Here is a 12,164-nt window from a genome sequence, read left to right on the forward strand (position 1 = left end):
ATTGAATTCGTTACAGACTAGAAGTACATACGCGCATAAGCGTAGGCTGCTTCAGGGGCTTCGCCAACTCGGCCTTCTAGGGACAGCACGATGTCACGGGCAGGACGATAGTTGAAACCTAAACTGGCCCAACGACGCTCTTTTCCGTACTCAGGTGGCAGTTCGGTGTAGTCGTAGTTAGGACCAATTAAATCCCAGCCCTCATACTCTTCGTGGTTTGCCGAGCCGATGATTTCCCAGTGTTGATTCAGGTCGTACTTGGCACTGAGCGTTAGCCCTTGGTTGCGGAAAGTTTGGTAATCTAGGTATACATCACCACCCTTACGTGTAGACAAGTCTTCATCTTCTACAAAACCATTCAAACCAAGAGATAAATCTGGCATCAGTTTCAGGCGTGCACCCAAACCTATCTGTTGCTGCTCACCATATTTGCTGACGCCGTTAGAGCCTCCGCGCGTTTCTAGCCCAACAACTACAGAGAGTAAATCAGACATCCATCCCATGTATCCGTTAATAATGTCACCTTGCAGCGCACCACTCTTGTGTTCACCATCGTAAGAGTAAGAAGTACCGAAAATAAGATGTTCAAATTCAGCTTGATACTTAATAGTGTTCTCTTGGTCGCCCGCTTCACCGGTTTCAACGGACTTGTTGAAGGTGAAGTCACCGAAGTGGTCGTAATCGTCGAATGCGGTATCGGTCAAGCCTAGCTCGATCCACTGCTGTTCGGTGAAGGCATAACCTACGTACAACTTGTCGATAGCTAATTCAAACTCACCGTCGCCGCCAAGCCAGTTACGGCGTTGGTAATCGAGCTCAAGACGGTAGGTAAACTGTTGACGTTGCCCCGTTACGCCCATGGTGGCGAAACTATCATCTACATAGCCTTTGGTGTCGTAGAACTCATCGTGGTTGTAATCTGGATGAGTATCAAAATGCCCACCGACACCCACTTCGCCATATAAGCGAATGTGGTCGCCTTGACTTTCACCATCTAGCATTACAGCGCTCACTGAACCAGCACTAAACATAGTGACGATAGCGATTGCAATTATTGATTTATTTAACATTGCTGTTACTTCCGGTTAGTAATTTGTCAGCCTATATTTGAAGGCTAAACTCAAAATTAAAAATATTTATGAATAAATTCGTAAACTGCTAGCGGCTCAGAGAGGTGGAGCATTAGATGGTGAAATCGCCAATACCTTTGTTACATATTTCATATATCGACCCCATTTTTATAATATTATTGTTAATTTTTATTAACCTGGGTTGCGATTGTTACAGAGTTAAGCAACAAAAAAAAGCAGTTATAGTCACATTTTTAATACATAAGTGTTTGTCAAACAAAGAAAAATTGAATATTATTAACCTGTGTGAAGAACAGTGTTGCTCATTTGGTGTTTATGATTCTAAAAATCAACCGCTTAGGGCAGAACGTTGTGGTATGTATTTTGTATGAAATGATGTGGAAATGAAGGGTTTTTTTATGGGCAACGAAATTTAGATCATTAATCTGCTTCTACAAACTAAAAAATAGTCAGTCAGCCTCACTTAAAAGCTTTAGAAATACTTTGATATGGATGAAAAGCGGACGCGAATAACAATTCAATAAAAAAGGATGACATTACGTCATCCTTTTTATTGGGTTGAAATCTAAAAGTTAGTGCTTAAAAAGCTAGTCGATAAGGTCGTACTGGCTTTTTAAAATGTCAATAATGTCGGCTTTGGGGTTAGACGATAAAGTGATTTTTTTACCGGTCACTTTCTCTGCTACGCCAGTGTAGGTTTCTGACACCAACATCATTGCCGCTAACGGTAAATCGTTATCACGAGCTAAGGCTTCGCGCTCAGGCATTCTGTCTTTATTTAATAAAATGTCGGCATCGTCAAAATGGTTTAATAAAAATTGGCGGAAACCTTCTTTTGAGTTTTCGACAATTTTGCCGTCTCGGTAAGCTGGGCCGTCCCAAATACGTGACGAGTCTGGAGTGCCAACCTCATCCATGTAAATCAGTTTTGATTGACCATCTTTACCCGTGACATAACCAAATTCAAACTTGGTATCGACAAAGACTTGATCTAACTTGGCCAGTGCATCTGAAATGACATTGAAGCCTTGCTTAAGCAGGGTTTCATATAAGTCGATGTCTGAAACTTGCTCAAAACCAAATGCCTGATAATTGGCTTCAATATCACTGCGGCTAATATTGACATCATCTTGGGCTGGCACGCCAGGAATGCCGGTTAAAATACCTTTGGTCGACGGGGTAATTAGCAGCTCAGGTAATTTTTGATCTTTGGTTAATCCCTCGGGCAGTGTGATACCACAAAATTCACGCTCACCTTTAGCGTATGCACGCCACATAGAACCAGTGATGTACTGGCGACATATGGCTTCAACTTTAATCGGGCGGGCTTTTTGTACAATCCACACAAATGGATGCGGGATATCTAGAATATGGCTGTCTGCTAAGCCATTTTCAGCAAATAATTTAAACCAGTTATTTGAAATGGCGTTCAGTGCTGCGCCTTTACCGGAATGCCTTGTAAATTACCTTCACCATGAAAAATACAATCAAAAGCGGAAATACGGTCGCTGATCACCATGATAGCAAGTGGGGTATTTTCAGGAACATCATAGCCTTTGTCTTTAATTAAACGACGACTATCAGCTTCAGTTAGCCAGTAAACACTGCGTACTTTACCGCTATGCACGGGTTTGTCTGTGCGAATAGGTAAATCGTTATTAACGGCTAAAACGGAATCGGCAAGACTCATAACGAGTATTCCTCTAATTGAAGGTGTAAGGGCTATTTTTGATGGCGGCTATTTTACCCGTATTCCTCAGTTTTGCCACGTAAAAAGGCTAGGGTTAAATAGGCTTTTTTGATAACAGAACAATCATGAGCATAATTTCGGCACCAATAAGTGATCTTTTGGTGACTGATAATATTAGCTGACAGCTATTCGCATATCAGGCAGTATTCAATTCTTTAAAATAAAGAGTCAATAACGTGAGCAAGGTCCAAGTCGACAATACTGCCAAATTAGGCCTAATTTTTGTTTCTGTTGCGGTCTTTTTTTGGGGTATTTTACCCATAGCACTGAAGTTATCAGGGCAGTTTATAGACCCAGTAACCTTAACCTGGTTTAGATTTGTTATGGCGTTTGTGGTGACATTTTTACTGCAATGGCGACTTGGTAAGCTGAAACAATTTATTGCCTTAGTGAGTAGCGACTGGCTTAAACTAAGTCTTGCTGGCATTTTGTTGATGTTCAATTACGTCTCGTTTGTTTACTCGCTCGACTACCTTGCTCCTGGCACAGCGCAACTTAACTTTCAAACTGCGCCATTCTTCCTTGCTTTTGGTGGGGTGTTATTGTTTAAAGAACGCCTAAATGCGATGCAATTAAGTTGTTTTGCAACGTTAGCTATTGGGATGTTGATGTTTTTCCACCCGAATTTAAACTTGGGCAATAGCGATAATCATCAAATAGTGATAGGGGTAATGATAGTGCAGTTTTCGGTATTGTCGTGGACCAGCTATGCGTTGTTGCAAAAATCATTAGGCAGTAAGTTGTCTCCCAGCAATGTGCTGTTGTTTATTTATGGGTCAGGTATTTTGGCTATGGCACCGTTCAGTGACTTTAATCATTTTGCCCTTATGGAGTCATCTGATTGGACAGTGGTTATTTTTTGCGGCGCTAATACCTTAATAGCCTATGGCTGTTTTGGACAGGCAATGAAGTATTGGCCTACGGCACAGGTTAGTGCCATGTTAGCCTTAACGCCTGTGTTGAGTTTCAGTTCAACTGCGTTAGTGGTCAGCCTTGGCTGGTGGAATGGGGTATTTAGTGCAGATAACTTAGATGCTTTATCGTTAATGGGCATAGCGTTAATTATTGGTTCGGTGTTTGCCGTGCAAATATGGCCGTTGTATTTGAAGCGTAAAGCGGCAAAATTACGATGAAGCTAGCGCTACACCTGCACCTTTAGGCACTGTGTAGCAAGAACACCGAGACGTGCGATTGATGCAGGCGTTGCCTCTTTTTGTCATGGGGGATAGCGCCAATTCAGTGCAGTTTAAAACTTAGGTTTGTACTCAAACTCAGCTTGGGCTTTACTATCAGTAAATATTTCAATAGCCTGTTTTTTGTTAAAAAAGCGATTAACAAGGTTGTTTGGAAATGATTGAATATAAGCGTTGAAATTAGCCACGTTTTGATTGAAAATTCTTACCGCTGCGCCAACATTGTCTTCTTGTTCGGTTACTTCATACATAAATTTAGCAAATGATTCCGATGCCCTTAATTCAGGGTAAGCTTCAACAGCGACATGAATACCTTTGATTAATGCTTGCGATGCTTGATCGACTTTACTTTGTAATTGAGTGTCAATGGTCGAGTCTTGCAAGGCATTAATCCCTTGACGTAAAGCGGTAATCTTAGGCAATAACTCTTTTTCATAATCTTGGTGTTGCTGCAGTACGCGGTCAAGTTCAGGCATGATACGACCACGCTGTCTTTCTTGAGTTAATACATCGGCCCAACCTCGTTGCACCGCGTTGTGCTCTTTGACAATACCATTATAAATACTAAAAATAGCAATGGCTGTGACAACCAGAACCACGATGATAATGAAAGACGATTGCATAATTATTCCTTAATGTAATGGACTAGCGCTATGTTTAATAATTTGATTCACAAAGCCAAAAATACGGTTTACGGTGAATAATGAAGTTTCATTGAGCAACTCTTGTTTAAATTTTTCCGGTGAACTAATGTCATAATCCATGGGTGGATTAAGCAAGTTAGTATTTTTTTGGTTGATCAACATACTGCCATCATAGGCGAATTCAATGGTTAAATCATCGAGCTTATTGGCTAATTGCTCGCAGGCAACCACTACCGCGGGTTCTAAAAACTTCGCTGCATTAAATTCAGAATCCGTTTGCAGGTAAAATTTTTTCTCAAACTCCCTTGAGGCTGGCATAAAGTGTTGCTGCCAATGCTTAGGTAACCTAGTGTTGCTCATCACTAAGTGACTCGTTTGATTGACCGCGGGAAAGATTACTCCTTGGCGGTAGTAGTGATCATAAACGGTGCGAGTGCGCGTTCTGCTTCCGCCTTTACCGTCAGACTCCTGGTAAGTTTCCGTTCTCTTATTCACATAGTGATGATAAACCACAGAAGCACGCATTAAGCCTAATTCAGAATTAAAATCGATTTCTTTGCCCCATTCAATATTTTGAGAATAATTACCGCGGTTAAAGTCGACAAATTTATGCTCGACATGATTCAGAAATGTTGTCCCACAGTCGGTCATGTTGTAGAGATGTTTTAGGGTTTCATCCCTAATTAAGTTAGACAGCATTGCCAATCTTTTTTGACGCTGAAACACAGTAAAAATACAGGAAAAAAGCGTTAACAAACACAAGGCGAAGATAAGTAAGTCACTGTTTGCATAACGGTAAAACTGACCTTGAGTGTCAAGATAGAACCAATAGCCGATACTCGTCACAATCGCGGCTATCATGCCAAGATATAGAGGAGTATGACGGTATTTAAGTTGATGTGGATACGCGATGGCTTTATCTAAGCATTCTGTAACAACCTCTATAGACTTAGAGTTTGACACCTTTGCCTGAAGCTTTTTAATAAACTGAGTTAGTCGTTTGTTATTCATGCTTTTTTTAACTGAACGAGTCTTAAGCTCAGGGCTAGATACTGGCATAGGGAGGAATTAATATACTGTTTAGAGGATACGGATATATTACAACGCATAATCAATCTGTAAAGCGTTAAAGGTTAGAGTATCAGTTGTCGTTATAGTGAATTAGATGGATATAGTGAGGATAATTTATGGTGTTGCAGCGTTGATATATTGTAGTGCTTTTTGCTAGGCAAAAACAAGAATGGAGCCATTTAGGCTCCATTCTTTATGCAGACAATTAAATGTCTTACGCGTGATTAACGGCTAGTGATTAGCCATTGTCACGTGGTTTACGTGGACGACGTTCTGCACTTGCAGGACGGTCACCCGCTGGGCGGTCAGTACGTGGGCGACGGTCACCAGATGGACGGTCACCACGTGGGCGACGAGGTGCTGCTGCACCACGACCAGAGTCAACAAAAACTTCATCACCAGCTTCGCGAATGTTAAGTGGACGACCACAAACACGCACTTTTCTTAAGTGAGTTAATACGTCTTTTGGCATGCCATCTGGCAAATCAACGGTAGTCACTTGATCATATAACTGGATTTGACCAATGTAACGGCTGTCGATGTTAGCTTCGTTAGCAATTGCGCCAACGATGTTACCCACACCTACACCATTCTCACGACCCACATCAATGACATAGCGGTTCATTTTCACATCAGGATTATCTTTCAATCCTTCAGGTTGACCAAATGTAGTTGGTGTTGACGGACGGTTGCTACGCTCACTGCGTTCACGACGTGGGCGATCGCCACCATCACGAGAACCACGGTCATTACGTTCGCTGCGCTCATCACGTGAGTCACGTTGACGTTCTTGGATCGGCGGTAACTGAAGTGGACGCTCTTGCTGCACTTGCTGTAATAACGCAGCAGCTAATAAATCGGTATCGATTTCTAGCTGAGTACATAATTCTGCAACGGCATTTTTCATGAAATCTAAGTCACCGTTTAAGGTTTCTTGAATTTGCTCACCTAAACGAGATAAACGGCGCTCAGCAACCGATTCAGGTGTAGGAATTTTCATTGGTGCAATACGGCTGTTTGTGGCGCGCTCAATGGTGCGAAGCATACGCATTTCACGGCTTGTTACAAACAGAATTGCCATACCTGTACGACCAGCACGGCCAGTACGGCCAATACGGTGAACATAAGCTTCTGTATCATAAGGAATATCGTAGTTAACTACGTGTCCAATACGTTCTACGTCAAGGCCACGGGCCGCAACGTCAGTCGCAATTAGAATATCTAACTTGCCACTTTTTAACTGTTCAACAGCACGTTCACGCGCTTGTTGGTTCATGTCACCGTGTAATGGTGATGAAGCATAACCACGTGCTTCTAATTTTTCTGCTAACTCAACACAGCTATTACGAGTACGGACGAAAATGATCACACCTTCAGTGTTTTCAACTTCTAATACGCGTACTAATGCTTCTAGTTTATTGTGCTGTGATACTTGAACATAGCTTTGCTCAATTGATTCAACTGTTGCTTGGCTAGATGCAATACTGATATTAACTGGGTTGCTTAAATGCTTGCTAGCAACACGTTTAATTTGCTCAGGCATAGTAGCTGAGAATAAAGCAAGTTGGCTGTTAGCTGGCTTATGCTCTAATACCCATTCGATATCATCGATAAAGCCCATTTTTAACATTTCATCAGCTTCATCAAGCACTAAGGCTTTTAATGAGTCTAACTTTAATGTGCCACGACGCATGTGATCCATTACACGACCAGGTGTACCCACAATCACTTGTGGTCCACGCTTAAGGGCGCTTAATTGTTGCTGCATGCTTTGACCACCATAAATAGGCAGTACGTGGAAGCCTTTCATATGTTTGGCATAACTACCAAACGCTTCAGCTACCTGAACCGCTAGTTCGCGGGTTGGTGCTAAGACTAATATTTGTGGAGCATTAAGATTAATATCTACTTTGTTAAGCAGTGGTAATGCAAAAGCACCTGTTTTACCAGTACCTGTTTGCGCTTGACCGATAATATCTTTACCTGCCATAAGCGGGTCGATACTAGCTGCTTGAATAGGTGTTGGGTTCTCATAGCCTAATTCGTCTAGAGCACGCAACAAGTTCTCAGACAGGCCGAGTTCGCGGAAAGTTCTTTCATTGGATGACATTGGGTTGTAGCCTTGTGGATGTGCACGAAATTCGGATGCTCGTGCTAAGTTTCACAGACAGAAAATCAACCCCGTGTCGATTTCCCGCGCCGAAAGGGCGATATTATAGCAACCATTTTTCATTTTGACTATATAAAATATGATAAATAATTCAATGTGGCCTGATTATTGCCTTATTTTAACTTGAGTTATTCAATGGTGACTTACCGTACAAGCGAGGTTATTTCTCTTTTAACTGTATGTTAGTTTGAGTAATAAAGCTAAATGCCATTTCAGTTACACTAGTGAGAAAATCAATGTTTAGCGTGTCTATGGTGTCATCGACCGTGTGATATTTGCTATGTGGCGGCACGCCAAAATATATCCACGCAATACCCGCTCGGTGAAAAGGGTAGTGGTCGGATGCTTTTAACCAGTTCATGCGTTTTATGCCATTAGTGTTTAACTTTGAATAACTTAATCGAATACACACTTGATGCTGTTGGCTTAGCCAGGCTTGTGTTTTTTTGAAATGACTGAAATTTTGCTCACCTTCTATATAGATTGCCCGCGGTCTTGAAGGGTGGCCAATCATGTCTAGGTTCATTGCCAGTTCAACCTGCATTTCCGCTGTTGCCTTAATCTGCTCAACTAATCCATAGCTACCGTAAAGTCCTTGTTCTTCAGCGTCTGTGGCAACCAACATGAGATTAATATCTTTTAAGCCGGTTAATTGCCATTGTTGTGCTATTGCCAATAAGCCCGCTACACCAGAAGCATTGTCGTCAGCACCATGAAAAATACGCTTACCCTGTTGGCCTAAATGATCATAATGGGCGGTAATCACTCGCCAACGGTTTGATGGCGTGCTGCTAGGAATAATACCAATCATATTAACCCCAAGTTGCTGGCTAAATTGATGTTGGTATTTAAACGTCACTTTAAAAGATTGCTGCCAAGGGATTAAACCTATGTCAGTAAAACGTTGTGCTAGGTAGTTTTGTGACAAAACAGAGCCTTGAGTGCCAGTTTTACGGCCGCTAAATTCTGTGGCGGTAAGCGTGCGGATATCTTCAATAATTTGCGTTTTATCGGCCCATTGATGTTGCGGCGGTAAATTACAATCGATTGAAGCGGTATTTACGCAGCCAGTTAGCATTATTAATGCGATACAAGATAACTTAGTTAATGACTTAGCTTGCGCGAGGACCTTGATGTTTTTTGGTAAAAGGCGAGAGTATCCCTTTAACGGAAAGGCAGATTTAAGCGTGCTTGTCATCTGATACTCTCCGTAAAGGGAATAAAGGGATATTTACTATTTAGGCGTACTTTTTTTAGTTTTAGCTTTGCTAATTTTATTACTTGCTGCGCGTTGTTTATGTAATGCCAGCATAGGTTTTAAAAAGCGCGCCGTGTGCGAAGTTGGGTGCTCGGCAACATCTTCTGGGCTGCCAGCCACTAAAATAGTCCCGCCTCCCGAGCCGCCCTCGGGGCCTAAATCGATAATCCAATCCGCCGTTTGAATCACATCTAAGTTATGTTCTATTACCACAATGGTATTGCCGTGGGATTTGAGGCGATGCAATACATCTAACAATAGTTGAATATCAGCAAAATGCAGGCCTGTAGTTGGCTCGTCGAGAATGTATAAGGTTTTGCCAGTGTCGCGTTTAGACAACTCTTTGGCCAGTTTGACACGCTGGGCTTCACCGCCGGATAAGGTGGTTGCGCTTTGCCCTAGGCAAATATACGACAAGCCTACATCCATTAACGTTTGCAGTTTGCGTGCAATGGCTGGAATCGCATCAAAAAACACGCGGGCTTCTTCAATGGTCATTTGCAGCACTTCGTGAATGTTTTTGCCTTTGTATTTTACTTCCAAGGTTTCACGGTTATAACGTTTCGCTTTACACGCATCGCAGGGAACATAGACATCGGGTAAGAAGTGCATTTCGACTTTGATTAAACCATCGCCCTGACACGCTTCACAACGGCCGCCTTTAACGTTAAACGAGAAACGGCCGACTAAATAACCCCGGTGCGGGATTCTTGAGTGGCGGCAAATATTTCTCTTATCGGTGTAAAAATACCGGTATAAGTAGCAGGGTTTGAGCGTGGTGTGCGGCCAATTGGACTTTGATCAATATCGACGACTTTATCGCAGAGCTCCATGCCTTTAATTTCTTTATAAGGCGCGGGCTCATCAACCGTGGCGCCATTAAGCATGCGATGGGCAATTTTGAAGAAAGTATCATTAATTAGGGTCGATTTACCTGAACCTGACACACCGGTTACGCAGGTCAATAGACCTACTGGAATGGTTAAGTCGACATTTTGCAGGTTATTACCGGTAGCGCCAAACAGTTCGATGACGTTACTTGGGTCGATAGGAGTACGCTGGTCACTAATGTGAATTTGTTTTTTGCCCGACAGATACTGACCTGTGACCGACTCTTCACAATTAAGAATATCGTTTAAGGTGCCCTCAGCAATAACCTCTCCGCCATGAACCCGGCACCTGGACCAATATCAATCACGTGGTCAGCCATGCGTATTGCGTCTTCATCGTGTTCAACCACAATAACAGTGTTACCCAGATCGCGAAGGTGCATTAAGGTGTGCAGCAGGCGTTCATTATCACGTTGATGAAGGCCGATTGAAGGTTCATCAAGTACATACATGACCCCAACCAACCCGGCACCAATTTGGCTGGCAAGGCGAATACGCTGTGCTTCACCGCCTGATAAGGTATCGGCTGAGCGTGATAAGCTTAAGTAATTAAGGCCGACGTTGACTAAAAATCCTAAACGCTCACCAATTTCTTTTAAAATTTTATCGGCAATCTGTGCGCGCTGACCATCAAAGGTTAGCTCAGCAAAATAGCTTTTAGCTTCACCAATTGACCAAGTGGTCAGTTGGGGTAGGTTGAGATCACCAATAAATACATTACGGGCTTCTTCACGTAACCGTGAACCGCCACAGCTATTACAAGGCTGCATGTTGATAAATTTAGATAACTCTTCACGTACCGAGTTACTTTCTGTTTCGCGATAGCGGCGATCCATATTGTTAAGAATGCCTTCAAAGGGATGGTTGCGTACCACCACATCACCACGGTCGTTGATATATTTAAAGGCAATGTTTTGTTTGCCTGAGCCATATAACACTAACTTTTTAACTTTATCATTGAGCTGCTCAAAAGGCGTTTCAACATCAAACTTGTAATGTTCAGCTAATGAACTGAGCATTTGGAAATAATAAAAGTTACGACGATCCCAGCCGCGAATTGCTCCGCCAGCTAAAGATAATTCGCTATTGGTAATCACTCTATCAGGATCAAAAAACTGTTGTACGCCTAAGCCATCACAGGTTTGACAAGCTCCAGCTGGATTATTGAATGAAAAAATACGCGGCTCAAGTTCGGTCATCGAATAGCCACATTGGGTACAAGCAAAGTTGGCAGAAAAAATCAGTTCTTCAGTATTGTTATCTTCCATTGAAACAATTTTAGCGATACCACCAGACAGCTCTAATGTGGTTTCAAATGATTCGGCTAAACGTTGTTTTAAGTCAGGACGTACTTTAAAGCGATCGACGACCACTTCAATGGTGTGTTTTACGTGTAAATCAAGGGTGGGTGGATCCGTTAAGTCGCAAACTTCGCCGTCAATTCGCGCGCGGATATAACCTTGGGCAGCTAAGCTTTCTAATAATTTTACGTGCTCACCTTTGCGATCATTAACCACGGGTGCCAATAGCATTTGACGGCTATCTTCAGGTAGCGCCAGTACTTTATCGACCATTTGACTGACGGTTTGAGCCGCTAAGGGCTGCGCATGCGTAGGGCAACGCGGTTCACCTACTCGGGCAAATAATAGTCGCAAATAATCGTAAATCTCGGTGACAGTGCCAACCGTTGATCTTGGGTTGTGCGAGGTCGATTTTTGTTCAATCGAAATTGCTGGGCTTAATCCTTCTATATGATCGACATCAGGCTTTTCCATCAAGCTTAAAAATTGGCGCGCATAAGAGGATAAAGACTCAACATAACGGCGCTGACCTTCTGCATACAAGGTATCGAAGGCTAATGAAGATTTTCCTGAACCAGATAATCCTGTGATAACAATTAGCTTATCTCTAGGGATGGTTAAATTAATGTTTTTAAGGTTGTGGGTTCGGGCACCGCGGATTTCAATATTGTCCATTTACTCGCTCTATGTTCGCTATGGGGCAAAATGGGTTTTAGTATCGCACATTAAGCACAAGCTGTAAGGGGCTGTTAATCTTTCTCGGTGATTTTGACCTTAAAGGTTCAACAGACACAGA

6 protein-coding genes and 2 pseudogenes are annotated in these 12,164 nt (G+C 42.5%); 1 reads left to right on the forward strand and 7 read right to left on the reverse strand.

Annotated features, from left to right (window positions below; all coding sequences use genetic code 11):
- Window positions 1-17: 17 nt before the first annotated feature.
- Both L0B17_RS04085 and L0B17_RS04090 read right to left on the reverse strand, forming a co-directional pair.
- Window positions 18-1,070 (reverse strand): porin, encoded by a 1,053-nt coding sequence (locus tag L0B17_RS04085; protein ID WP_235087777.1) that lies wholly within the window; start codon window positions 1,068-1,070, stop codon window positions 18-20.
- 608 nt (window positions 1,071-1,678) lie between these two features.
- Window positions 1,679-2,781 (reverse strand): annotated as a pseudogene (locus tag L0B17_RS04090) (phosphoribosylaminoimidazolesuccinocarboxamide synthase).
- A 236-nt stretch (window positions 2,782-3,017) separates the two neighbouring features.
- Here L0B17_RS04090 and L0B17_RS04095 point away from each other — a divergent pair.
- Window positions 3,018-3,974 (forward strand): DMT family transporter, encoded by a 957-nt coding sequence (locus tag L0B17_RS04095; protein ID WP_235087778.1) that lies wholly within the window; start codon window positions 3,018-3,020, stop codon window positions 3,972-3,974.
- A gap of 113 nt (window positions 3,975-4,087) precedes the next feature.
- On the opposite strand, the gene L0B17_RS04100 is transcribed toward L0B17_RS04095, so the two are convergent.
- The 5 genes and pseudogenes from L0B17_RS04100 to uvrA form a co-directional block, all read right to left on the reverse strand.
- Window positions 4,088-4,657 (reverse strand): LemA family protein, encoded by a 570-nt coding sequence (locus L0B17_RS04100; RefSeq protein ID WP_235087780.1) that lies wholly within the window; start codon window positions 4,655-4,657, stop codon window positions 4,088-4,090.
- 9 nt (window positions 4,658-4,666) lie between these two features.
- The gene (locus L0B17_RS04105) at window positions 4,667-5,689 is read right to left on the reverse strand and encodes a hypothetical protein (protein ID WP_235087782.1); all 1,023 of its coding nucleotides are present in this window, start codon (window positions 5,687-5,689) and stop codon (window positions 4,667-4,669) included.
- 298 nt (window positions 5,690-5,987) lie between these two features.
- A complete protein-coding gene (locus L0B17_RS04110) occupies window positions 5,988-7,859 on the reverse strand; it encodes a DEAD/DEAH box helicase (protein ID WP_235087783.1) in 1,872 nt (623 codons plus the stop codon).
- Between the two features lie 220 nt (window positions 7,860-8,079).
- Window positions 8,080-9,117 carry a M20/M25/M40 family metallo-hydrolase gene (locus tag L0B17_RS04115; protein ID WP_235087785.1) on the reverse strand — a complete coding sequence of 346 codons (1,038 nt, stop codon included), beginning with the start codon at window positions 9,115-9,117 and terminating at the stop codon, window positions 8,080-8,082.
- Between the two features lie 36 nt (window positions 9,118-9,153).
- Window positions 9,154-12,043: pseudogene (gene uvrA, locus L0B17_RS04120) on the reverse strand (excinuclease ABC subunit UvrA).
- Window positions 12,044-12,164: the final 121 nt, after the last annotated feature.

The sequence above is a fragment of the Shewanella sp. OMA3-2 genome (assembly GCF_021513195.1).
Classification (GTDB): domain Bacteria; phylum Pseudomonadota; class Gammaproteobacteria; order Enterobacterales; family Shewanellaceae; genus Shewanella.

Excerpts from the sequence above, each read along its gene's own strand:
- L0B17_RS04085 (WP_235087777.1), bottom strand. The coding sequence starts at position 1,070 with ATGTTAAATAAATCAATAATTGCAATCGCTATCGTCACTATGTTTAGT.
- L0B17_RS04100 (WP_235087780.1), bottom strand. The coding sequence starts at position 4,657 with ATGCAATCGTCTTTCATTATCATCGTGGTTCTGGTTGTCACAGCCATT.
- L0B17_RS04105 (WP_235087782.1), bottom strand. The coding sequence starts at position 5,689 with ATGAATAACAAACGACTAACTCAGTTTATTAAAAAGCTTCAGGCAAAG.
- L0B17_RS04110 (WP_235087783.1), bottom strand. The coding sequence starts at position 7,859 with ATGTCATCCAATGAAAGAACTTTCCGCGAACTCGGCCTGTCTGAGAAC.
- L0B17_RS04115 (WP_235087785.1), bottom strand. The coding sequence starts at position 9,117 with ATGACAAGCACGCTTAAATCTGCCTTTCCGTTAAAGGGATACTCTCGC.